Genomic DNA, 24096 nt, shown 5'->3' with positions numbered 1-24096 from the left:
TTGTGTTGTCGGTAAATTTTACATCGCTGGCTGCATAGAAGAAACGTTTCTTTTCGTCATTTTTAGAAGTTGCCCTCGTGTAGGAAGAGGAAAAACTTCGAGCTTGTCTAACTTGCGTGCAATAGCCGGTAATCTTGGGTCTTTCGGGCCATTGGGATCAAGAAACGGATTCATCGACTTCAAACCAATCACCATTTCATCGCGATCAGCAACGGCAAGAAGATGTAGTTTTTCTTTGCCTTGTAGATAATTTTTCTCTAATGCGATGGTTAAGGCACTGTCGAGAACCTCTTTGATATCCTCCCAAAAATATGTCGAGTAGCCCAGCTGTTGTACAAGACCATTGATGGCAAAAAGCGCGACATTTTTGTGGTAAATATTACATGGAAAAGTAAGCTCAATCACATCAGAATTGAATCGTGCATGAACTTTTTGCTGACCATTTATATCGACAGATATATAGCTAGAACAGCTATTGCACTTGTAGTTGCCTGGTGTTGCAAACTCAATCTTGCGTCGACAAACAGCACAATCACCGACATAAGGAAATTGAACCGCCGCAGTTTTACTATCGTCGTCAATAACGAGTGGCTTTGCGCCCATTTGCTCTTCTAGACTTGTGGGCGTCTTTTTAAATTTTGGCATATCGGGTGGTACAGGAGTTTTACGACGTACATGTGCGTTTGTATTCTGTATTTGCACTTCTTTCTCTTTTGGTGGCTGAACCTTGTTTTTGTTCAAAATATTTTGTGTCAATTCCACGATAGCATCTTGTTCACTTTCGTATATTTTGAAGAGAGATAGTAGACCCAACATATCAAATAGCGCAATGACTTTTTCGGGAACGCTCACTAGGCGAATATTCCCATCGGATGACTGGAAAATGTCTGAAAGTTTCACCAACAAACCCATTCCTGTACTGTTGATATAAGTAACTTCCGCAAAATTTAAGACAAGATGCTTAGCGCCTTGGTCAAAAAAGCCACGAATTTTTTGTTCAAAATCATATACCGTCCGACCATCAATCGCCCCAATAATTTTGCAAGTAACGATAAAGTTGTTATCCGGCAGTGTTTTTTTCTCAGATTTAAAGTGAAGTACCTTTGTCATAGTAAGCTCCTTATTCCACAAATATCTATTCCCACTTTTCGTCACAAATGTGACACCTTTTACGACACTAATCATAACACCGATTACGACAGTTGGCCACGAAAAAAATTTTTTTTCTTTGTTTTTGTGAAAAAAGGAAACTATAGTAAACTCTTTAGAAGTCAAAAGAATAGGGGACTACATGCGCATTTTCACCGTTTCTGACATTCATACAAATTATAGCGAAAATCAAAAATGGCTTTTGAGTTTGTCCAAATATGACTACACCAAAGACATCTTGATATTTGCCGGAGATATTTCGCACGATATATCCTTAATAGAGGAAGCTTTTGCCGCAATGAGCGAGCGCTTTTCAGATGTATTCTATGTACCCGGCAACCACGATTTTTGGGTAAAGCGTGATAGTGGAACCTCATTTGAACGCTTCGAGACATTAAAACAGTTGGCCGATGGCTACGGTATCAAAAGACATTATAGCGAATACGACACCTTTGTGATTGTGCCACTGTTGTGTTGGTATGATTATAGTTTTGGTAAGATGGATAAAAGGCTACTGTCACAATGGGGAGATTTCTTTCGCTGTAATTTTGAAGGCATGAAGGACGCGGAAGTAAACGACTACTTTTTGCGACAGAACGAACTGCCACAAACAGACAAAACCATTGTGTCGTTTTCGCATTTTTTACCGCGCATTGATGTCTTATCTGGACTAAGTCGCATGGTAAATTTTCTCTCTCCCGTCCTCGGAACCACCAAATTAGAAAACGTTGTTCGCGAACTGCCTTCGCGCATTCACATCTATGGTCATTCACATGTAAATGTCTACAAATGGCGTGATGATGTGCTATACATCAACAACGCATTTGGTTACCCACGCGAAACGCATATTGCTGCAAAGAAATTATTGGATATCACTTATGATGTTTTGCGTAAGGGTTAGCGGTGTGATTGATTCTATAGTAGTTCGCTAGTATTTGGTCCCCCCTCAATCGGCTTCGCCGATTACTCCCCCAGTGGGGCAACGTCATTTAGTTAAGGTAAATGTAGTATTTTCAGTAGCTAGAGAAGTGAAGTGATGATATATCCCTTGCAAATGCTACATTTATAGTTTGTAATAAATAAATGAACGAACGAAAGATAGGGTGAAAATATGAGGTTAACATGAAAAACTTACTAGTAGTATCAACAATGAAAAGTGTAAGATCAGAACTAAGCAAAAAAGAAATAGTGGAACGATACAAAACTAAAAAAAACACTTTACACGTTGCCGGAAAATAACATTTGCAGGATTAGCAACAATGATACTGCTAGGAGCTAAAATGAGCCTCAGCAACAAAATAAGAACATTTTTCAAGAAAATCAAAGCGCTTGATAAAATAATTAGTCCAGGAGGACTACACCAAGCAAGGAACAAGCTAGATCCGAAGCTATATAAGCATCTCCAAAATACAATATTAAAAACTTTTTATGAAGAAGCGAAAGATGAAAATAAAAAATGGAAAAATAATCAGATCTATGCTGTAGATGTAAGTACAATCAATTTACCAAAATCAGAGGAAACTTTAGCATTTTTTAGTGTCCAAAGTAATCAAAGCCCAACTGAGAGAGTCCAAGGCTATGGAAGTTTTTTATACGATGTTTTAAACGAACTTCCTATTAACCAAGAACTTGAAGCAAAACAATCTGAGATAAAGTTTGTCTTTGATTCTCACTGTGACTACTACGATGAAAATACAATCGTTCTCTATGATAGAGCATATGCCAGTAATGCGTTAGTAGCTTTACATAAATCTTTAAGTGTTCCTTGCGTTATAAGATGTTCAACTTCCAGTTCTTTCTCAATTGTTAGCGAATTTCTAAAAAGTGACTCTTTCGACTCTGTTTACAAACTAGTCATTCCTAAAGAAAAACGAATTGAGTGGAAAAAATATAATTTACCATCATCTGTAAATGTTAGGTTAATAAAAGTTATTCTTTCGACAGGAGAGGTTGAAGTTCTTCTTACTACTTTACTTGATCAAGAACTTTATCCTCTTGATAACTTTGCTTGGCTATACCACCAACGTTGGAAAATAGAAACCTATTTTGATCGTCTCAAAAATCAGTTAGATGTTGAGCGTTTTTCTTCTGGTTTTTTATTACATATTGAGCAAGACTTTTATGCTCGTGTTTTTATGAGTGCTCTTGAATCCATCGTTATTAAAAGTGAACAACAAATTCTTGACCAAGAATGCGATAAAAAAAATACTAAATATCGATATCGTATCAATAAGTCTATTTCGTATGCCGAACTTCACGATGAAGTTATTGCTCTTCTTTATGATGAAAGTATTCCTATTGAAGAAGCATATGCTGAAATAAGAGTTCTCTTTCGTTTGTCTCCTTCTCCAATAAGGCCTGATAACAATGCGCCTCGTGTTAAGAAGTCTGCTAGCTATCAGCTTTGGCATCAGAAATATAGGAAAAAAACAGGACACTGAAAGTTCCTGTTTATCAAGGCTACATCTCTATATCTTAGATCTAGCCTTGATAAATACTTGTTTTTTACTAACTAAATGACGTTGCCCAGTGGGGGAGTTTACGTATATCAAAAAGTATTGAAAAAACGCAACTTTAAATCGGGTCAATAAGTATAAGTTTGTCGCGAACTAACGTGTCGTTTTTTCTATTACAAAGTGCTATACGTAAGTCCTCCCAGTGGGAGGACAGCCGGCGACTAGCCGGCAGGAGGGCATCGCATACCAGCGAATAATTTATACAATTTTACAACGCCGTTAGGACTTATCATAAACAATGGTATATCTTGCAATAGTAATATCCATTATCATACTTGCACTAGCCATTCCACTTATTGAAACGCTGCGTTGGTGGCGTTTATGGCACAACAACATTCCAAAGCAACCGCATACCCAACAATGGTCGCGGGCACTCGTATTTTTGACGGGGATTAGCGATTTTTCTGATCCTGAACTATCCACAGAGCAAAAATATTTCGTCGAAAAACTACCGTCGTTATTGAAAACCGACTTGAACATTGCGACACCGTTTCCTTACAATTCCGACATTTGTAAACGTTACACGCAAATCAATATGGTACGACGCTTATTTGGTACACCGCTTCCGATGTGGGTTTGTAGTTTGCATAACTTTTGGCAAACGGCTCTGGCGGTGTTGTGGAAAAGGCGCTATGGTAAAAGTGTTGCGCGTTGTCTACGTACAACATTGGGAGAAATCGAGTCGCAGCATACCATTTTTTTTGTGTGTGGTAGCGCCGGAGCGGCGATTGCTTTGGCGGCAATACCTGATCTTGTGGAAGACTCTAACGCAAACATTGTCATCATTTCCTATGGTGGTATCTTTTGTTTTCACAAAGGAAGTTTATACGTTACACGCCATTTACAATTTGTGGGAGAAAAGGATATTTGGGTGCGGATGTGGCGCTTTACTATGCGACAGTCGTGGTGGGCAAACCGTTTTCAAAAAAAGGCAATAGGTGACTGTCGCTATCAGTGTTACAATACAGGACCACATTATCATTTCGATGAACGTGGTTATTTGAGCTTATGTGTCGAACCGCTTACGGAAAAAACTTACCAACAACTTACATTTGAAAAAATTCGCGCCCAAATTCTATCTAGTGAGGAGCGGTATTGAAAATACTTTTTACGGTCATTGCTGCCGCGGGGCATATCCATCCGACTTTGCCCATTGCTCAGCAACTACAACGCCGAGGACATGAGGTGGTGTATGCCACAGGCGGCGACATGGTTCATACACTAGAAAATTTGGGGTTTCATGCCATTGCGTTATTACTTGGAGAAGTGGATAGTCCCGAACAGATGAACGAACCGATTCATAAACACCATGGTCGGCGCAATCCGTATAGTTTGTATATTGAATTTCGTTATTTGTTTTCGGTAATTTATCGCGCGCGTCTTGAGTTAGAAAAGCACATCACAAACTGGCGTCCCGATCTTATTATCACCGACTTTTCTACACCGGTGGGGGCTTCTTTGGGTACGGTACACGACATCCCGTGGATTACCACCACAACTGTTCCGGCGTGCATACGCACCTATGATGGTACACCTGCATTTTTGGGTGGTTGGGGAATATCGCGTCACTTTTTACATCGCTGGCGCAATCGTTTGGGGGTTTATGCTTGTGAGGTATTTCGTCATGGTGTGGATTGGCTGTTTTCCAAAGAATTGCGCAAACTGGGTCTAAAACTCAACTTGCCATCGCGCCATGATGGATTGTATTCCCCTTTTGCTATTCTAGGTCTTAGCATATGGGAATTTGAGTATGCGCGTAGTTGGCCGAAGCATTTTCACATGCTGGGGCCTCTCGATTACCAACACAGCCCTTTATCTCTCAGTGAGGATTGTCTGGATTTTTTGCACACAACAACACCGAAAATTTTTGTGACACTAGGAACGCATTTGGGGAACATCAAACGACAATTTGTTCCGCGTATGATTCGCCATTTTGGCACATTGCCGTTTCGTTTTGTCATTAGTCTCGGAGGGCATCAACTCAATGACTTCCCGCCGCTACCCGGTAATGTTAAGGTAGTCGACTACATTGCCTATGATCAAATCTTGGAGAAAGTCGATGTTGTCATTCACCACGGCGGGATGGGAATTATATACCACGCGATTGCCAAAGGTTGTCCGGCGATTACTGTTCCCCAAGGCTATGACCAATTTGACAACGCACAACGCATCGCTGATTTGGGGATTGGTTTGCGTATTACCAATCGTCAATTATTGGGTAGGCGTTTACATCGTTGTATCAGCACTATCTTAGACGATGAACGTTATCGATCGCGCACTGCACAATTGGCGAAGGTGATGGCAAACAACTATCAACCGACAGCAAACGCTGTCGCGGTGATCGAGAAGGTACTCTCCACATCGTCTCCTGTTTGCCGCGACAAGGCACCTTATGTAACTCTTGACGATTTTGTATCGTAGAGTTATTCTTCTTCGCGACGTTTGACAAACTCAAACTGTCCCGATTTCTTTACCCGCATCACATGTCCACGCCAATTGATGGTGTTGCCTGAGATCAAAGTCAGGGTAAACTGAAATGGTACCACGAACAATATAAACGGTTGCAAAAGTGTGTGCAGTAATGGTGTACTGCTGTTTAAAAAACGACGACTCAGATACATAAATATACTGTAGCAGTACAAAGCGTATCCAGCAAGAAGCCCACCGCTAAACATTCCCGGTTGAATGCACGCGTAGATCAATAATGATGGACCGACAAAACTCGGAAGCATAATCACCAAAAAAAACAAAATCCGCGTTGGCAGTTTCAAATCTTTTGCCAATGTCTCTTTGATAAAAATCATCCAACGGCTAATCAATTTGTGATAGTGAACACAGCCGTTTACCTGGGTACTAATTCCATGAAGCAGTGGTGTCTGCATCAGTTTTTTGTTGTTGTTCAGAAATAAATTTGCTACGGCAAAGTCGTCACACAACTGGTTTTTTATACTGGCAAAACCACCAAAACTTTGCAGTTCTTGTTTATTGACCACGTAAAACATTCCATTTACGGTGATGGGATCAATTAAAAAGGTGTAGGGGACATACGTTAACAGACTGTTACTGTTGACAAAACAAGAAACGAGAGAACTCCACAGGTTCGAGTGATTTAAATAATATGGTAGGCCGAAACACATTCCGATATCCTGTTTGTTAAGGTGGCGCGCACAATTTTGTAGCTGGTTCGTAGGTAAAATGGTGTCGTCATCGAGAACAGCGATAAATTCGTGTTTGGCAACTTCAACGCCTTTGATCAATTTGAAAGTTTTGGGATTGACGTCTCGCGGTGGAGCGGGTTGTGACACAATGTGAATGTCCGCTTTGGGGTGTTTGTCCTTCAATACACCACAAATTTGTTGTGCAGTGGGATCGTTGTCGTCCACTAGCCATACAAATTCTATATTTTCCCTCGCGATATTAATGATATTCTGTTCCAGGCAATCGCTCAGAGTGGGGTCTCCACTCAATATCGGCTGAAGAATCGAGATGTTCACACAAGTATCGGTAGTGTTGCGATGTTTGTAGAAAAAGTATTCAATGGCAATCACTTTGGCAAGTCGCTCTGCCGCCACTATCACAATGAAAATAATAATCCATAGGTTCATGTCACACGCTCATACTTTCCGCCTTTATCGATTTTCACTAATTCTCCGCGCCATAGAGCGGTATTATCCGTAACATAGCTTATCAATAAATGCACAGGAGTAAACAAATTTACAAAAAGCAATAACACCAACGAAGCAAAGGGAGTTGTGCGTTTGGTGTACAAATAACAATGCACAATATAGATGATCTCACTCAAAGCCAAAGCAATTCCACAATAGACAATCGCAAGAGTATTGGCAAATACGATGCCTATAATGAGAAGTATCACCGGGATGGTTGTTGCGAGTGATAGCAAAGTGGAAACGCACTTATCATAGTGACTAATATTGGGAAATAGTACCTGACGCGGAATCACCACCCAGCGTTTTATTTGCGCTTGGTAAGCGCGCCACGAGAAAAATTCATTCCACACATTGTACATCACCGGGCTTTGTTGCAACTCTAGTCCCAATGCGCGCACATTTTTTGCTATTTCATGATCGTCACCGATGCGTCCGGAGAAGTTGTCGAGGGCACCGGACTGTTCATACACACTCTTTTTTAAAGCAAAGATATGGCCGGTGATCGAATATGGCCGCGTGCAATAGCACAGAGGGATGTAGGTCATCAGCGCAAATCCGTTGACAAATAAATTCATCATCGCCGACCAACGACTGTTCCAATTCGCCGCCCATGCGAGTCCAAACACCGCTCCAATATTTTTTTGGTACAAATAGGGAACCATCTGTGTAAAAGCTGCGGGGCGTAGCTCTATGTCGTCGTCAATAAACACCAACACTTCCCCCACCGCCAATTGGTGCCCAAGTTGCATTTTTTTCACCTTTGAGGCAATCTCACCGTTGTCGGGCTGAACCTCCACCACAACAACGTCGCAATCGCGATATTGTGCGGCAAGATCATAGGCAATTTGCTTGTTGGTGCCATCGTGGGCATCACATAAAAAAATGTGTTGCACATCTTGTGCATAATCTTGGCTAAGGCGCGAAATGAGATTCCCTTGCAAGTGACACACACCACGGGTAATCGGTTGAATGACAGAAAGCGTCGGCCATTGTTGCGGTGATTCAGGCGGCTTTTTGGCAAAAAAATGCAACACCAACACACATTTCCCCAAGCGTTCGATGACAAACAACAACAAAAGACACGTAGCGACAATTTCGACAGTGGAAAGAGTGCTAAATGGAATGATACCTAACATCATTTGATATTTTCCTTCATGGCTATCGCGAATTTTTTACGATTCCACTCCAAAAGTTTGGTGGTGATGCGTGGAAAAAACTGATAGAGTATCGTCAATACATATTCTGGAGTGTAGAAATTAAGATGTGCTTTGCGCTTTAATATAGCACGCACGATTTTTTGTGCAACTGCTCCACAAGCATAAAATTTGCATGGTTGTAGTTTCATGGCCTTCGCCATACCCTGTGTCATATCCGTGTACATAGCGGGTGGATACGTCGTAAAAACGCGAATCCCCTGTGACTGTGCTTCATAATGTAGCGTTTTGGCAAATCCATGTATGGCAAACTTGGTGGCGGTGTAGATGCTATTGTATGGCATCGGAACATGAGAGGTGGTACTGGCAATAAAGGCAATAACCCCTTTCGCTGCTGCGAGGCGCGTAAAAAAATCTCGTGATAATTCCATGGCGGCAATGAGGTTAGTGGTGACACTTTCGCGAATGGCGGTGGATGAAATTTGCGTCAACGGACCGGAAACCAATACCGCGGCATTGTGCACCACAAAATCAAGCGATGCAAAATTTTGCTGTACGTAGTCAACGAGTTCTTTGCGCTCAACACTTTGGGTTAAGTCACAGCGAAAGATATGGGCACTACTGCCCACAGCAGCAATGGCATTTTTCGTTTCGTGCAGTTGCTGCTTATCACGTGCCACTAAAATAATCTCCACTTGCCTTTTTGCCAAGTGTATCGCAATTTCGCGCCCTAAGCCACGGCTTGCTCCGGTGATGAGTGCTATTTTTTTTCGCTGCATATCAATAACGCAAAATAACCGCCCCCAGAGACAAACCAGCTCCTGTTCCTACAAGTAAAACCTTATCACCACGCTGGATTTTTTTATCGCGAATGCCCTCGTATAACGTGGCCGGTATCGAAGCGGCGATGCAATTTCCCAAATGTTCAAGAGTATGGATAATTTGTTCTTCGGGCCATCCAAACGACTTCAAAAATTTTAGCCCCATGTAGCTGGCTTGATGTGGCACCACCCAGTCAATATCGCACAAACTCGTCGATAAACCCGCTTGCAATTGTTCGAGAAAACTGGTTTTGTGTTTTTTTACCATGCGCAGCACGCGAAGACCATTCATTTGGAACATACTATCTTCTTTTTTGGTGTGTGGTGCATTGGGAGGATAACTGGTTCCACAGCCCCGAATCTCCGTGTAATGAGCGCCCACGCCGTAGGTGGCAAAATGCGTGGTGCATACTTGCGACGTATCATCGGATTTTTCCACCACCACCGCAGCGGCCAAGTCACCAAACAGCGTACAACTCGCCGGATCTTGCCAATTCAAACCAATCGAGGCGATTTCAGAAGAAACCACCAGTATTCTGCTATAACGACCACTGTCAATATACAGCGAAGCTACGTCGAGCCCATTTAGGAAACTAAGGCAAGTGGTATGTACGGTCATACACGGAATACCTGATTCTCCTAACCCCAGTTCTTGCTGTAACAAAGGCGCGGTGTCGGGGATGGCTTGCTGCGGGGTACCCGAAGCATTGATAATTAAATCCAGTTCTTCTACCGCCAACTGTGCCTCTGCGCACGCTTCCTTGGCTGCGGCAGCTCCCATACTGGCATTTGTTTCTTCTTCGATAAACCGTCTTTCCCTGACACCGTTTTTGCGAAGAATCCAATCGGCCTTAATGTCGTATCGCTGAAAATAGTCATTAGTGATAATCTTTTGCGGCAAATAGCGACCGATGCCCGAGATTTTAACTTTGCGTATTGTGTTCATGTTGCGTAACCGTTTTCATACAGTGAGAGGGAATAATGTGCAGTTGCGGTCGTTCTAGATAAATTTGATGAATTTTTTCTAATGTTTTACGATATTCTTTATAATCGGCAAACAATAAACGCGTAATAGGATGCGGCATAATATTTTGCTGATACGATTGCTGCAACCAACACGCATCGGCAATCAAAAAGTAACGCGTCTTAACGTCGGTATTGATAAAAAGACCTATTTGTCCCACAGCATGACCAGGAAGTTCCACGGCAATCACACTCATGTCCTCACATAGGTCCCAACCCCAACGAAAAGGAATATAATCGAGGGGTAATTCTACCGGCGGTTTACGGTCAATGGTAATGGAACGTTCCATAAAATCACGGGGAATTAGTCCCGGGAGAAAAGCGCGAATGAGGGCACTAATACCTTTGCGATTACGCACATCGTCAAATGCTTTGGCAAGATAGATATATTTCGCATTGGGAAAATCTCCTAGTGCCGCGATATGGTCGGCGTGAAAATGCGAAATCACCACATATTGAATATCCTTAGCCGCGACACCATATTGCTGTAACTGATGCGCTGCCGCGTCTTTTTCGCTAAAATGTACAGGCGTGATACGCCGATATATACTACTGGGAAAGCGTTTTGTTTCGCTAAAAAAGCGTTCCGAATAACCGGTATCAAACAACATCGGACCGCGCTGCGGGTGCATAATTAAAGCAAACATCGCCGGAAATGGTATATCTTTGCGATTTTTGTTGCGCAGTATAATATGCTCAGGATGCGTACAGTATCCCGCATGAAAAATTTTTAGCCGCGTGTTTTTTTCTGCCATGGTATAAAATTAGCTAATCCCTTATGGAAGCTAACCCTCAGGAGAATTTGTTGTGGGTAATATTTGGATTTATATCCTATCACGCCGTATTTTTACGGTCAACTAAATTATGCGCATAAAAATATGCTATGCATTTGATCACAGGTAAAATATAATCGAAGATATCTTATCCTATAGTTTAAATGTCTTAATTAGGTTTTACGATGAATTCATCAATGAATACTCTTCGCAAAAATATTGATTTGTTACTGAGCGACGAAATGCGAAATAACAAACAGGGATATGAGGCGTTGCAAAAAATCGACTTTAGCGACGAAGGTTTCCTCAAGGAAGCCCTAAACATCGAAGATGAGCAAATTCACAAATACACATTATGGCGTATTCTCGCAGCAAATGATACACAACATATCGATCTGATTGAAAACAATCTTCATAAGCAAAACACTATGGCACCTTACAACCTATGGACACTGTTGCACCTAGGAATAAAAAGCCGTCTTTTGTCGCAATTGTACACCAACCCTATTCTCCAAGAAATCATCCTGTATGCGCTCGTGGAAAACCGTGTGGACCACGATCAACTTTTGCGCGAAATGCTCGCAAGCGATTTTTCCAATGAAAACATAAAAAAGTATGTCTTGCACATTCTCCAAAAACAGCAACTTTATCGACAAGCTATCGACCACTGGGAAGTCATACAGGAATCCTCTCTCAAAAAAATACTCCTATGGCAAAATCTACACGATATTTCGCTAAAGAAATTCCTGAAAGATCCATGGCCACTTATGGTCATCGACAACGAAAAAGACAAACAAATTAAAATGTACTTAGTTTCAGGGTTATACGAATACTTTCACGACAAAGATATTTTGCGACAATCTTATCCGGCCAATAAACGGTATCTTGTGGTACGACTTTACCGTTTACTAGGCCTAAAAAGACAAAATAGAACCGTTCTTGCCAAAAAAACAGCCATGATACGCGAGCTGCTCATCGCGGAGTCACAAAAACGCACCTTAAGCAAAGAAGAGATAAAACAATTCGTTCACCAAAACGTCATAGATCACAAGTGTAAAGACGCGCAACAATTTACTCCCCCACAAGATTTAAAAATCTCACCACCTACGTCTGACATTGTACAAAAGATAAAGTCGTATTTTTGGCAATTGCGTTATGCACATGATAGAGCAATGTCCGTAGAAGAAGTGGAAGTACAGCACGTCATACACGAAGCCATCGAAACAGAAGTAGAGATAGATATGCCTAGTATATTTGGCCCTTATCATATTGTCGATGTGCTAAACGAAGAGATAAACACAATTATTTGCACGGCACACATGCCACACAACAAAAACATCGTCGCACTTAAAATCCTTAGGGATGCCTATGACCTAGGGTTTAAAGACAAAGATTTCGCGCAAATAAAGCACGTTATGTCGCTAAACCATCCCAATATTATTCGCCCCAGTGCTATTGAAAAAATAGACGGTAACTTTGCTATTATTACAGAGTATTTTAATGGCTCGAATATCGAATATCTTGTCAAAAAATACGGCACTCTTTCTCCGCAAATTGTCGTCAAACTTGCCATAAAGATACTCAATGCTCTCGACTACGCACACAATAACGATATTATTCATCATGACATAAGACCCAGGCACATTCTCGTCGATAGAAAAGGGACTGTCAAAATCATTGACTTTGGATTTCAAGACATTACTAGAAAAATGGCGCAGAAATGTAGACAAATGTTAGGAGAAATACGATATATTTCTCCCGAGCAACTCGAAGACGCCAAAAGTGTGGATGCACGAACCGATTTATTTTCCCTAGGAGGTGTTCTGTACTTTGCCTTAACAGGAATTCCTCCTTTTGGCGAAGAACCACCAGGTAAAGTGATTGAAAATATCTTGCGTTATGACCCACCTCCTTTGTGTGCGTTTTTAGAAGACATACCGCAAGCGCTCGATGAAGCGATTATGAAGTGTCTAGCCAAAAAACTCCCCCAGCGCTTTTCGTCAGCCCAAGAGGCAAAGAACGCCTTCCTTAACATCTACAAACATTAGGAGTTATAAAGTGAATTTTGAACTTCGCGCCAAGGGAAAACGTTATGCCCTACAAATCAATAAGCCGCAGAAAGTCATTGTGGGACGAGAAAAAAATTGTGATATTTATATTGAAGATGATCCTCTGATTTCCCGGCAGCATGCGATTGTCGATTTTCGCGTCAACGGAATAACCATTACCGATTTGAAAAGTCGCAACGGTATTTTTGTCAACGGAGAACGAGTGCGGCAGAAAGTAGTGCGCATTTGCGACGAAATACGCATCGGTTCCTATATTTTCCATATCCTGGTCCCACAAGGTAGCCAGTGTGGAAAATGTGGACGCGATTTACAGTTGGAAATTTCACGAGGCAAATCTTGGAGACACAACGACCACATTTATTGCGAAAAATGCGTGGAAAAAGGAGTGGAAATTTCACGAGATAGTATAAAAAATTTAAAAAATACCGTAAGATCAACCCCTGTTAAAAACAGTGAAAAACGCATTAGGACAGTCAAGAAACTCACCACAACAGACACGGTAAAGTCTGTTGTTACGTTCAAAAGGTTAGAACGCCGTGTAAAAGCAAGCGAAATTCCGGAACCGCAAATCCTTATTATTGCACATGGAGCACTCTCCACAAAAGCAGCATCCATACACCCCAAAGAGCCACATTTACCGCAAACCACCCAAGATAAAAATTGGCATAGCGCTTTTAAAAAGTTCGTTCCACAAAAGCCTTCTGTAGAAGAACTACTGTCACAGGTGAAACAAGAAGAGAAAATTTTTGAAGGAGAGACCATTGCATCCTTAATGCTGGATAAATGGCTGCGGAAAGAGGTCGAGATTGCTTTAAATAACATAGGTTTCGAAGTGTCCATCGAAGAACAAGCACTGCGCGAAGTGGAGGATATCATATGGCAAGAACGCTTGCAAACCCAAAAAAAGCTAAAGTAATGTTCAACAGTGGGTGTTTTTCCACCATGTGATAAAATGAGACAACCCATCGCGAATATTTACTCTAGGAGTATAACCTAAATCACGCTGTGCACTACTGATATCCAATGTGATATTTTTGTGAAGAAGAGCGATACTGTAGGGAAGTATCTTCGGTTCCGCGGTGATGCCAAGTAACTTGTACAAGGACTCGACGACAATCGCTGCGGTAAGAGCCACACCATAAGAGACTTGGCGCTTGGGGTACTCCAGTTGCAATTCTTCGCACAACGTCTTTATCAAAGGCCACATCGCCACAGGTTCGCCATTGGTAATGTTGTATTTTTTTCCGAGTGTATGTCGTGGAGATGTTTGGGCCAATAACAGAGAGTCGACAACATTGTCGATATACGTAAGGTCAGCGATACTTTTGCCCGCACCGATTACTGGCATGCGCTTTTGTTGTAGTGCGTCAATAATACGCGGTAAAATAGCCTGGTCGCCTGGACCAAATATGGCACGTGGGCGTATCGTCACAACCGCTAGCCCCGCGGTAAAAGCGCGGTCCACGACCTTCTCCGCCAGCAACTTTGTTTGCGCATAGGAATTTACCATCGCGGACGGCAACGGATCGTCTTCTTTTACCAACAAACGATCGCGAAAATTAAAATAAATACTCGGCGTAGAAACATGAATTAAACGCTTCACTCCGTGCTGTAAACACCCGTCCACGATGTTTTGGGTACCAATGACATTGGCCGCATAAAAATCGCGATATTTTCCCCACGGTGACGACAGCGCTCCACAGTGAAACACAAAGTCACGCTCCGCGCACAAACTCTTTATTTTCTTAGTATCCGCTAAATCCGCAGCGACAAATTGCACTCCCTGTTGTTCGAGAATTTTTCCCTTGTGTAGATTGCGCCCCGTGGCACAAACATCCATCCCCATTTGTTGCAATCTTTTTGCCAATGCTCCCCCGACAAAACCGGTGGCACCTGTAACTAATACGTTCATTTTCATTCACTTATTTCTAAAGCATAGGATTTACTATATTTTATGTTAAACTCTACCATACGCTATTTTACCGGTCAATCAAATTGTGCTTTTATCACAAGATGTATTTCACATAGAAACAAACGATTATGAATCAAAATTTATCCGCAAATATATGGAAGTACTACATATTTAAAACATTGCATTTTTCCATTGGAATCTCTATTCCTACATTGGTATTGTTTTGGCAAGACCGCGGGCTCTCTATGACTCAAATTATGGTACTACAAACTATTTTTTCGCTAATTCTATTGGTTCTAGAAATTCCCTCGGGTTACTTTGCCGACTTGTTTGGACGAAAAATTTCTCTTATTCTCGGTGGAGTATGCTTTTTTGCTTCCTTCACCATTTACTGTTTCAGTTATCACTTTTACCAGTTTGTCATTGCTGAGACGGTGATTGCAATGGGCTTATCTTTAACCTCTGGTGCTGACAGTGCACTTTTATATGATACCCTAAAAGAACTCGATCGCGAAGACGAGTACCAAAAAATTTGGGGAAATGCGATGTTCTATGCCACAACTATCAGCGCAGGGTTTAATATTCTCGGAGGATTTTTAGCCGCCTGGGGCCTACGTGTTCCCATCATCGCCACCGCAATAATGTTGTTTTTTATGATTCCGACAGCACTGAGTTTTGTCGAACCACCACGTAGTAAAATCATTGTCAAAAAAGGCTATTTACGCGAATTGCTAAGCATAGTCAAATTACACGCGATTTCGCACAAGCAAATCCGCTCTTTACTATTTTTTTGTGCGATAGTCGTATGCTTTTACCACAGTGTCTTATGGCTTTACCAACCATACTTCAAACACACGGGTGTTCAACTTCAGTACTATGGAATCATCTTTGCTTTATACAATGTATTTGCTGGCATAGTGGCAAAATATTCGTACCGCTTGGAAAGAACTCTCGGTATGCGTCTGTCACTCCTCATGTTGATGCCCATTCTTATGTTAAGTTCCCTTGCCATGGGAATATGGGCGGTGTCTTTTAGTTTTCTATTCACCTTGGGTCATCAATTTGTGCGCGGTTTTTCACAAGTGGTTTTTTCCGACTATCTCAACCGCTTAGTCCCCTCTGATATTCGCGCCACGATGATCTCGGTGCAAAGTATGATTTCGCGCCTTGTGTACGCGCTATTTTTAACATTCATAGGAATGGTAACAGACAAATTTGGCGTACAAACAAGCTTCTACTACATCGCGATCAGTGCCTGTATCGCTGGTGGGGTTGCAATTTTTGCGGTTTGGTACAGCGGCTTATTACAAAATAAAAGCCACGCGTGAAAGCATAAAAAATTGTGAAAAATCAAAAAGTATTTTGCTGAAATTTTTTAAGATTGTTATAATTAAGAGTAGATTATAAATTCTTAATATCTCATGGCCAAAATAACTAAGTGTTATGGTTTGCACGAAAAAATGAACTTTATATAGGTGCTTCAACTAAAACAAATACAATAAGGTAAGGGGGCTGCAATATGAATAAATTTCTCGCTATTCTTACTATATTTTTGCTATGTGGTTGTCTTTATGCGGAAACAATAACCATCACGTATGGGACAGAAAACACACTTAGCGGCGTTATTATTGGTACCAATGACTTTCAAAGTAAGCAACTACAATCTATAGAAATAACCTTTGATAATGGAGATGTGCTTTACAACGAAGTTTTAACACTCTCCAACATAACCGACTTCCGTTTCACAACAAGCGCTAATGGACTACAAATTACGGATAATCCGGGAGTACTAAACGGAAAACTTATTATTGACAATCATGATCAAACTATTGGCTTAATCATTTTCTGCGGCACTCTCGTAGTGAATGAACCGTTATGCGGTAGGGAATTGAGTAAGGAACCACCAAGCACAAGTCCCCATCACAAAAACACTGCCAATTTTTTGGATGTTCAATTTGAAAATACACGCACTCCATTTAGCGCACTAGCTTTCAGTCGACAAAGTATAAATCAAGAATTTGTAACACTGGGTAAGCGACAGTAACCGTTCTACCTGAATTTTAGTAAAATTTTTAAAAGTCTGGTACCAAAGATACCAGGCTTTTTTTCGTTTGAGAAAGAATTTGACAAATTACCGCGAGCATTTATGATGGACAAAATTATTCATGATGTGAAAAAACTTTTGGGAGCATGAGATGCCACAACACAAAGCCGAACTATTAATGCCCGCTGGTTCTTTAACGAAATTAAAGGTTGCGATACTCTATGGAGCTGATGCCGTTTACTTGGGAACTCCGGATATGTCACTGCGCACCAAGTCGGATTTTTCGTTAGAAGACGTCATGGAGGGCTTAGAATTTGTACGTAAACATAATAAAAGAGCCTACCTCACCCTAAATTTATTTTCGCATAACAAAGATATCGACAAACTCTCGGTATTTTTAGATACCATACGTCAAGTCAAACCTGATGGTCTCATTGTCGCCGATCCAGGTGTTTTTGAGTATGTAAAAGAGTACGCTCCCGAACTCGAACTACATGTTTCCACACAGGCCAATGTATGCTCATGGCTTTCGGTAAAATTCTGGGAAAAACAAGGAGCAAGTCTTTGTGTACTTGCCCGTGAGGTTTCTTTCAATGAACTGCGAGAAATACGTCAAAAATGTCCAAATATCAAGCTAGAAGCTTTTATCCACGGTGCGATGTGCATGACCTATTCCGGGCGCTGTCTATTGTCAAACTTCATGACCGAACGCGGTGCCAACCAAGGAAATTGTGCCCACAACTGCCGCTGGAATTATAAATTACACTTACAACTCAAAGACGGAACGCGCAAAGAGCTCTCTTTAACTCCCGAGAATATCGAGCTATTCGACTTTTTATTAGAAGAAGGTTTTCGTCCCGGAGAATTTATGCCCTTTGAAGAAGATGGACGCGGTTCATACATTATGAATTCGCGTGACTTATGCCTGATGCCCAAACTAGACGAATACCTAAAACTAGGTATCGATTCACTTAAGGTAGAAGGTCGCAACAAAGGACCATATTATGCGGCGGTTGTGGCACGCGCTTACCGTCGTGCAATAGACGCATGGTATGAAAATCCGGAGAAGTGGTGCTATAAGAAGTACATGCAAGAGCTATACACCGTACCCAATCGCGGCTATAGTTTGGCATTTCATGACGGTCGCCTAACCAATCTCTCACATAGCTATGACGATAGTACCTCGGGATCGGAATGGGAATTTGCAGGGCTCGTCACCAAATGGGACGCCGATAGTTTTTGTATTTTGCCCAAAAACCGCCTACAAAAAGGTGATGTTCTGGAATTTGTCTCGCCCAATTCAGGGAACAACATTCTACTACGCATGTACGAATTTATCGATGCCAAAAATGGACGCGTCTCCGATGCAGTTCACGCCGGCCGCCAAACGGAAATTCGCATACCTTTTTCGCTCTTCAACTACGATGACCCCAATCTACTACGCGAAATTCTTCCCCCTTACACCGTAATTCGCAAAGAGAAGTTCTTGACAAATCGCCAGCAAACCAAAATATCTCTAGACCGTGCCAGTCAAAATTTAGAGCTAGGTAGAACCAACGAAGAGTGCTACCAAACCAAAAAACAACAATTGCAAGACTCAATTGATAACGAAGATACCACAAAAAAACGCACCAGGTCCCCACGCCAAGGAGTAGAAGGATGTTGTGGACGTGGTTGCAATGGCTGCCTAATATTTTTACACGACCCCGCATATGCCAAAGCACGCGAACTACTAAGCAAAAAAAAGATGGGCGAAAAGCTAACATACAACGCCATTACCACCTCCTAAATGACCCACGCATACCAGTGACATCTTTTCTGTGCACACATACCAGTGACATCTTTTCTGCACGCCAAAGATGTATTAGGCTCCCCCAGTGGGGAGCAATCGCTGCCTTGCAGCGATGTGGGGGCATCGCACACCAACGAACACCTATACTTTTCCCCTTTCACCATCACACCGTTCAATCAAAACTAAACATCACAATCAGGTAACCACGAACGAATAAGCTGCAATTCCTTGCGACTTAAGCCATCATTCCCCAACAAACAAAGCTGCACCAGATTTTGTAATTCTTTAATTTCCTCGGGAAGCTCCGTCAACTCGTTCTCTTCCAAGCTTAAATCTTGTAGGTTGCACAAACATCCAATTTCCGCAGGAATTTCCGTCAAGCGATTATTGTTGAGCGATAGTTCTTCGAGTTTGTGTAAATTTCCAATAGTCGTAGGCAAAGAACGAAGATTATTATCATCGAGATACAAATGAGTAAGGTTCGCTAAATTACCTATTTCCGGAGGAATCCCTCCAAGAGAGTTGTCCAATAAATCGAGATGACGCAAACTATACAAATCACCTATTTCACGTGGTAAATGTTCAATTTGGTTACCAAATACGTTGAAATAAGAGAGGTTGCGTAATTTCCCTATTTCAGGAGGCAGATATGTTATGCGATTGTAAAACATATCGCAATGAACCAAGTTCTTGAGTTCGGCAATTGCGATGGGAAATTCTACAAACGAGCCATGACTCGCGTACAGATGCGTTAACTTGGTAAGTTTACTGATTTCCGTTGGTAAACTTGCCAACGGATTACCATCTATTTTGAGAACACGAATATTCTGTAATTGACCAATAAGAGGTGGTATCGAGCTAAACTGATTGTTACTGAGAGATAGTTGTGTTGCGATTGTAATGTCAAAAACATAGTCGGGAACCGTCAACAAGGCATTGCGCGATAAGTCCAAATGGAAATTTCCAGAAACTCCGCAGTTGTCGAACTTGCATCCTTCTAAATCGCGAAATCTAACATCGTTTCGAAAGCTACAATGATCAAAATGAGAATTGTTGATTTTGTAATATTTTCCTTCCAAATAGAAAGAACAACCATCGTATTTGGTATTACTGTCGATTTCTTGTAGTGATTTACCTTTTATTGTCTGCACCGCTCAACTCCGTTACTGAAAATATTACCATTTGTTTATGTTTTTGATATTCGGCACATCAAATATAACACACTTTTTCTCATCGCACGGTAGTAAATTTATTTGCCAAATAATTTTGCCAACCACTCATCGTTTTCGTCGCAAATTTGAATATCTTCACCGCTAATAGCCCGTGCAACCTGCATTCCCGACATCACCGAAGCTTCAATGCATCCACAGTTAAAGTTATTGTTCGTCCAATCTCCGGTTAGGTATAGATGACGAAAACCCGATTCATCGCAGCGCAACCGATACTTATTAGAACCGGCAACGGAAAGTACATAGCGTTCCGAAGAGCCTGAATTTATACGATAGTACTGCGCATCGAAGCGCTTTTCGCCTTCACGGTTGTTGGGATCAACGAGTAAACTCCAATCTATTTTTCCGTTCTTGATGGTTCCTGGCCAAAAATAGTGCGCATTTTCTTTGAAATACTGCTTTGCTAATTGTTGTGAACGTTGTTGAGCCTGCTCTCGGTTTTCATTCTCTTTATCGGGAACCACTCCACAAAAATATGCGATACTCCCGTCTTTGTCTCCTGACTCCACCGCACACAGGTGGCTCATATCAGAGTATGTGTCTACAGGATCTGCATAGGTTCCCATGGTAAAAGTGGGTTCATTGCCACCTAACTGTTGTAAATTTTTACGAAACCAAAACTGGTATGCCTGGGTCGCAACAGTTTTTACCGAAGATATCATATTTTGCCAACGTTTATTGGCATCAATCAATTCTGGACATATTTTTGGTAAGGCTCCTATGGAAATTCCGAGTATCACCTCATCAAAGTCTTCACCTTGTTTTATAGATACTTCCTCATCGTGCTCCCAACCAAATCCAATACGCGAGCGATGCTCGATATCTATTTTTTCTTCATCAATAATTTTTTGTAGCTTTTCTCCAGCGACAATTTGCTCATAACATGGTGAACTTGGCCAACACAAGGCCCCACCAATATCCACAACAGGATCGTATTCGTTTGTTTTGAGTTGTACTTGTTTGACCATTTGAATAGTATCAATGCTCTTTTGATCCTCGGTTAGACCGATGTTTGTCACCGAATGAAAAAACTTGAACTGCACACCTCGTTTTTTGAGTACCTCGTACATTGGAGTAAAGACAATGTCTCCCATACCAGCGTTCATCTTGTATACTACCGCACCTTTATGTGTGCAAAAAAGCCGTAGCATACCACGCAAACCTGCACCTGCAGAAAAGTCGGCCTTTTGCGTGTCACCATCAACAAAAGCAAACGCCGCATTGTAGATGAAACGTACACTAGGACTTTGCGTCAGCGTCGGATATTTTTTGGCCCCGTGTTTATGTAACCATTCGCGTAGATCTAGGTGATCGATACTTGCCAGTCCATTTTCGATCAAGTTGTCGGCAACAACTCCGGTAATCACCGCAGAAATATGATCGAGAAGTATCCAAAATCTTCGCAATTCATCGTGGTCAATATTTTTCTCCACAAACGGCCATAGCCAATTTTTAAAGCGATTTAGGTTTGTAGCCAACACGTTTAACTGATTTTTACCACCGCGAAATTTGTGATAAACGCGTTGTGCCTTTGCCATTTCGTAAGACGCTTTTAATAATAACCACACCGGTACTTGTAACGCTTTTTTAATTCCTCGCGCAACAGTACCAATAAAATCCTTGTCCCAATCAATTTTTGTATCGCGGTTTGTAAAACCTAAATGCAGAACTTTCTCGCGCGCAAGGCTTTCGTATATCCCCAACAACCATTCCAGTAACAATTCTGTACCAGACCACAAATTCATCTCCAAGGGATCAATACCAGGGACTAAGTCATTTTCGCGAAAACGCATACGCCACTTTACCCAACGTCCTTTGTGATTTTCGTTTAAAATAAAATAGCTCTGTTTAGTGAAGGCTTGTTGCCACGTGGCAAACGGATGTTGTGGTACGCGATTATTGTCTTTATAACAACGCTGTATCAAACGAAATGCGTTGTCGTAAAAGCCGTACCATACGTGAAGCCCATGTTCTTCGATGCGATCCCCCATTTTGCGATTGCGGCCACTGGCCCCCTTTCCCCCCAAACGCCAACCAGGTAAATACACGGTGATATCATAATTGTCTTTTCTTGCAGGATCGCTCAATTCATATGCCGCGGTAAGTGATGACATTCCTCCACCGAGAATGGCGATGCGTTTATGCTTTTCATAGGTGTTATTTTGTGAAGAACGCCATACCTCCTGACCGTTTTTCATCGTCAAATTAGCGCGAAACCAAAACCCCGTGGTTTTTTGATTTTGCACACCGGCAATTTCTTGTAGCGGATGTGTCGCTAAATCATGAACTGTAAATTGGTAATTGTTCCCGAGATAACCGCCTTCTAAAAAGTCATTGACAACCACAGGAGTTTCGATAATCGATTGGTAACATGCCTTCTCAGGATGCGTGCAGGAACGGAACTGTTTCAGACCAAGCACACTGCCTTGTTTTTGTAGACCGCTTATAAGATCTGCTGTTGGAAAACCAGGCGCATCTTTGAACAGCATATCGACAAACATCTTGCCCATATCACGCATCGTAGAAAAATGATTCGCGGTGTTTTGTTTTTCCACTTCCCATAACAAAGAGCGCCGGGTAAACGTTTGCGATGACTGTCGCCCAACGACCTCTGTCCTGAAATAGTTGGCGTGCGACGGACTCGTTGGTATATCAAACCAGCCCATTTGCTTTGCTAGTCCAAAAGTTTCGCGTCCGGTCACCATGGTTTGTGCATTGTCGACAATGATATATAAAGGGAAAAAAGCAATGCGTTTTACCACAGGAAGCGTTTTACTATTATCCACTACGGCCAAAGGCATCCACAACGCGATGTCTTTGTAAGCAATAGCACCGTGTTTTTTTTGAGCAGAGGAGAGAGAGCCAATATCAACATGACTAAGAAGAACATACCTTGAGCAGGGGATATAGGAAAGCGTATCATCGGCAATACTGTTGAAGTAATTCTCACAAATATTTGTTAATTTGTCGATAGAAGCTTCGAGTAGGAATACGTAAAAAAGAGCATTTTTAATGTTGCCCGGCTGTGGCAAACATTGCTCTCCGGGAAATGGGATATATTTCATTTTTGTCACCTTTATGGTTTTGCCTTGGCTGTTTGTTGATATTCACACTGTTTATGTATTGGCAATGAAACAGCTAAAGGTGACACAAATATTTTACATGGTAAGATTATCTGTTGTTATTGATGAAATATGTCGTTGCGCAATCTCGCGATGACTAGCATAGACAACGCCTTTTTTATTCATATACAAAGACGCGCGACTGTTCAAATCTAAAGGTTTGCCATAACTGTCGCCAACAAACGCTGACATCTCATTAAAAAGACATGCTGTTGCCGCATAATCCCACAAACAACCTCCCCCTTGTTGTGGTTTCGGTTTTTTCACAAAACACGCTGGGGCATTCTCCAATACCCAACAGGCATTCATCACTGCTCCGCCACGGTCTATTTGTTGGTATGTACCATTGTATGTAGGTTTCCACTTCCAAAACTCGTTGTTACGAAAACTCCCCACGTCTTTTATCGCGTGATACAAGGTTGAGGAAGGTGGATCATAGATCACTCCAAGATAGGGAGTTGATTCGCGTGAAACCAAAGCAATGGCCACGGCGTATCCACGCCGTTTTTCGACAAAAGGTAGCGTTCCATCTAGGGGGTCAATACACCAAAAGTAGTCTTTTTGAAAACGACTTAAATCGTCATCACTCTCCTCGATGAGTAATCCCAAATTGTATTTTTTACATGTTGGTTGAATGAGTTGCAATATAATCTCTTGGCTTAAAAAATCAACTTCTGTCACAATTTGCGAGGCGCGACTGTGACCACTGTCTTTCTCTTTTACCACAATATCGCGATCTGCATATTTTTGAATCATAACGCCCGCTTGAATCGCGGCATCGATGGCTATTTTCGCCAAGGTTTTTAGAGTACGAGTATCCACAG

General features: G+C 41.8%; 18 protein-coding genes and 1 pseudogene. 9 read left to right on the top strand and 10 right to left on the bottom strand.

All coding sequences use genetic code 11. The features are described 5' to 3' along the window. Window positions 1-18: 18 nt before the first annotated feature. Window positions 19-1110 carry an STAS domain-containing protein gene (locus tag UABAM_RS02095; protein ID WP_173013084.1) on the bottom strand — a complete coding sequence of 364 codons (1092 nt, stop codon included), beginning with the start codon at window positions 1108-1110 and terminating at the stop codon, window positions 19-21. 181 nt (window positions 1111-1291) lie between these two features. Here UABAM_RS02095 and UABAM_RS02090 point away from each other — a divergent pair, with 181 nt between their 5' ends. The 4 genes and pseudogenes from UABAM_RS02090 (at window position 1292) to UABAM_RS02075 (ending at window position 6086) form a co-directional block, all read left to right on the top strand. Then, window positions 1292-2050, top strand: coding sequence for a metallophosphoesterase (locus tag UABAM_RS02090; protein ID WP_151966338.1), 759 nt, complete (start codon window positions 1292-1294; stop codon window positions 2048-2050). Between the two features lie 331 nt (window positions 2051-2381). Next, window positions 2382-3590 (top strand): annotated as a pseudogene (locus tag UABAM_RS02085) (IS4 family transposase); the annotation flags it as partial. A gap of 313 nt (window positions 3591-3903) precedes the next feature. After that, on the top strand, window positions 3904-4764 hold the full coding sequence (locus tag UABAM_RS02080) for a hypothetical protein (protein ID WP_151966336.1): 861 nt from the start codon (window positions 3904-3906) through the stop codon (window positions 4762-4764). Continuing rightward, the gene (locus UABAM_RS02075; protein WP_151966335.1) at window positions 4761-6086 is read left to right on the top strand and encodes a glycosyltransferase; all 1326 of its coding nucleotides are present in this window, start codon (window positions 4761-4763) and stop codon (window positions 6084-6086) included. Before UABAM_RS02080 ends, UABAM_RS02075 begins: the two co-directional genes overlap by 4 nt. A gap of 2 nt (window positions 6087-6088) precedes the next feature. Here UABAM_RS02075 and UABAM_RS02070 read toward each other — a convergent pair whose 3' ends face one another. Genes UABAM_RS02070 through UABAM_RS02050 form a run of 5 tightly spaced genes read right to left on the bottom strand, consistent with a single transcriptional unit; the run spans window position 6089 to window position 11086 of the window. Beyond that, complete coding sequence (locus tag UABAM_RS02070) at window positions 6089-7270, bottom strand: glycosyltransferase family 2 protein (RefSeq protein WP_151966334.1); 1182 nt, start codon at window positions 7268-7270, stop codon at window positions 6089-6091. Further along, window positions 7267-8472 carry a glycosyltransferase gene (locus tag UABAM_RS02065; protein WP_151966333.1) on the bottom strand — a complete coding sequence of 402 codons (1206 nt, stop codon included), beginning with the start codon at window positions 8470-8472 and terminating at the stop codon, window positions 7267-7269. The genes UABAM_RS02070 and UABAM_RS02065 overlap by 4 nt, the downstream gene beginning before the upstream one ends. Continuing rightward, window positions 8469-9266: an SDR family NAD(P)-dependent oxidoreductase gene (locus tag UABAM_RS02060; protein WP_151966332.1), complete on the bottom strand. Its 798-nt coding sequence runs from the start codon at window positions 9264-9266 to the stop codon at window positions 8469-8471. Before UABAM_RS02060 ends, UABAM_RS02065 begins: the two co-directional genes overlap by 4 nt. Window position 9267: 1 nt before the next feature. Then, window positions 9268-10254 (bottom strand): 3-oxoacyl-[acyl-carrier-protein] synthase III C-terminal domain-containing protein, encoded by a 987-nt coding sequence (locus UABAM_RS02055; RefSeq protein ID WP_151966331.1) that lies wholly within the window; start codon window positions 10252-10254, stop codon window positions 9268-9270. After that, on the bottom strand, window positions 10232-11086 hold the full coding sequence (locus UABAM_RS02050; protein WP_151966330.1) for an MBL fold metallo-hydrolase: 855 nt from the start codon (window positions 11084-11086) through the stop codon (window positions 10232-10234). Before UABAM_RS02050 ends, UABAM_RS02055 begins: the two co-directional genes overlap by 23 nt. A 203-nt stretch (window positions 11087-11289) precedes the next feature. On the opposite strand from UABAM_RS02050, the gene UABAM_RS02045 reads away from it, so the two are divergent. Together UABAM_RS02045 and UABAM_RS02040 are read left to right on the top strand one after the other, a co-directional pair. Then, window positions 11290-13152 (top strand): serine/threonine protein kinase, encoded by a 1863-nt coding sequence (locus UABAM_RS02045; protein ID WP_151966329.1) that lies wholly within the window; start codon window positions 11290-11292, stop codon window positions 13150-13152. Between the two features lie 10 nt (window positions 13153-13162). Beyond that, a complete protein-coding gene (locus UABAM_RS02040; RefSeq protein ID WP_173013083.1) occupies window positions 13163-14089 on the top strand; it encodes an FHA domain-containing protein in 927 nt (308 codons plus the stop codon). A gap of 3 nt (window positions 14090-14092) precedes the next feature. Here UABAM_RS02040 and UABAM_RS02035 read toward each other — a convergent pair whose 3' ends face one another. Continuing rightward, window positions 14093-15085, bottom strand: coding sequence for an NAD-dependent epimerase/dehydratase family protein (locus tag UABAM_RS02035; RefSeq protein ID WP_261343956.1), 993 nt, complete (start codon window positions 15083-15085; stop codon window positions 14093-14095). 128 nt (window positions 15086-15213) lie between these two features. On the opposite strand from UABAM_RS02035, the gene UABAM_RS02030 reads away from it, so the two are divergent. The 3 genes from UABAM_RS02030 to UABAM_RS02020 all read left to right on the top strand — a co-directional run bounded on the left by UABAM_RS02030 (window position 15214) and on the right by UABAM_RS02020 (window position 18918). Continuing rightward, window positions 15214-16413 (top strand): MFS transporter, encoded by a 1200-nt coding sequence (locus UABAM_RS02030; protein ID WP_151966326.1) that lies wholly within the window; start codon window positions 15214-15216, stop codon window positions 16411-16413. 191 nt (window positions 16414-16604) lie between these two features. Then, complete coding sequence (locus UABAM_RS02025) at window positions 16605-17129, top strand: hypothetical protein (RefSeq protein ID WP_151966325.1); 525 nt, start codon at window positions 16605-16607, stop codon at window positions 17127-17129. A 151-nt stretch (window positions 17130-17280) separates the two neighbouring features. After that, window positions 17281-18918, top strand: coding sequence for a peptidase U32 family protein (locus UABAM_RS02020; protein WP_151966324.1), 1638 nt, complete (start codon window positions 17281-17283; stop codon window positions 18916-18918). Window positions 18919-19103: 185 nt separating this feature from the next. Here UABAM_RS02020 and UABAM_RS02015 read toward each other — a convergent pair whose 3' ends face one another. The 3 genes from UABAM_RS02015 to UABAM_RS02005 form a co-directional block, all read right to left on the bottom strand. Next, window positions 19104-20072, bottom strand: a complete 969-nt coding sequence (locus tag UABAM_RS02015; protein WP_151966323.1) for a leucine-rich repeat domain-containing protein — start codon at window positions 20070-20072, stop codon at window positions 19104-19106. A gap of 98 nt (window positions 20073-20170) precedes the next feature. Next, on the bottom strand, window positions 20171-23215 hold the full coding sequence (locus UABAM_RS02010) for an NAD(P)-binding protein (protein WP_151966322.1): 3045 nt from the start codon (window positions 23213-23215) through the stop codon (window positions 20171-20173). A gap of 93 nt (window positions 23216-23308) precedes the next feature. Then, window positions 23309-24094, bottom strand: coding sequence for a 3'(2'),5'-bisphosphate nucleotidase CysQ family protein (locus UABAM_RS02005; RefSeq protein WP_151966321.1), 786 nt, complete (start codon window positions 24092-24094; stop codon window positions 23309-23311). Window positions 24095-24096: the final 2 nt, after the last annotated feature.

This window comes from Candidatus Uabimicrobium amorphum (genome assembly GCF_009002475.1).
Lineage (GTDB): Bacteria > Planctomycetota > Uabimicrobiia > Uabimicrobiales > Uabimicrobiaceae > Uabimicrobium > Uabimicrobium amorphum.
The sequence above is the reverse complement of the archived record's forward strand: the minus strand, read 5'-3'. Positions and strand labels throughout refer to the sequence as shown.

Excerpts from the sequence above, each read along its gene's own strand:
- UABAM_RS02080 (WP_151966336.1), top strand. The coding sequence starts at position 3,904 with ATGGTATATCTTGCAATAGTAATATCCATTATCATACTTGCACTAGCC.
- UABAM_RS02095 (WP_173013084.1), bottom strand. The coding sequence starts at position 1,110 with ATGACAAAGGTACTTCACTTTAAATCTGAGAAAAAAACACTGCCGGAT.
- UABAM_RS02035 (WP_261343956.1), bottom strand. The coding sequence starts at position 15,085 with ATGAACGTATTAGTTACAGGTGCCACCGGTTTTGTCGGGGGAGCATTG.
- UABAM_RS02050 (WP_151966330.1), bottom strand. The coding sequence starts at position 11,086 with ATGGCAGAAAAAAACACGCGGCTAAAAATTTTTCATGCGGGATACTGT.
- UABAM_RS02070 (WP_151966334.1), bottom strand. The coding sequence starts at position 7,270 with ATGAACCTATGGATTATTATTTTCATTGTGATAGTGGCGGCAGAGCGA.
- UABAM_RS02030 (WP_151966326.1), top strand. The coding sequence starts at position 15,214 with ATGAATCAAAATTTATCCGCAAATATATGGAAGTACTACATATTTAAA.
- UABAM_RS02010 (WP_151966322.1), bottom strand. The coding sequence starts at position 23,215 with ATGAAATATATCCCATTTCCCGGAGAGCAATGTTTGCCACAGCCGGGC.
- UABAM_RS02055 (WP_151966331.1), bottom strand. The coding sequence starts at position 10,254 with ATGAACACAATACGCAAAGTTAAAATCTCGGGCATCGGTCGCTATTTG.
- UABAM_RS02090 (WP_151966338.1), top strand. The coding sequence starts at position 1,292 with ATGCGCATTTTCACCGTTTCTGACATTCATACAAATTATAGCGAAAAT.
- UABAM_RS02060 (WP_151966332.1), bottom strand. The coding sequence starts at position 9,266 with ATGCAGCGAAAAAAAATAGCACTCATCACCGGAGCAAGCCGTGGCTTA.
- UABAM_RS02065 (WP_151966333.1), bottom strand. The coding sequence starts at position 8,472 with ATGATGTTAGGTATCATTCCATTTAGCACTCTTTCCACTGTCGAAATT.
- UABAM_RS02025 (WP_151966325.1), top strand. The coding sequence starts at position 16,605 with ATGAATAAATTTCTCGCTATTCTTACTATATTTTTGCTATGTGGTTGT.
- UABAM_RS02020 (WP_151966324.1), top strand. The coding sequence starts at position 17,281 with ATGCCACAACACAAAGCCGAACTATTAATGCCCGCTGGTTCTTTAACG.
- UABAM_RS02045 (WP_151966329.1), top strand. The coding sequence starts at position 11,290 with ATGAATTCATCAATGAATACTCTTCGCAAAAATATTGATTTGTTACTG.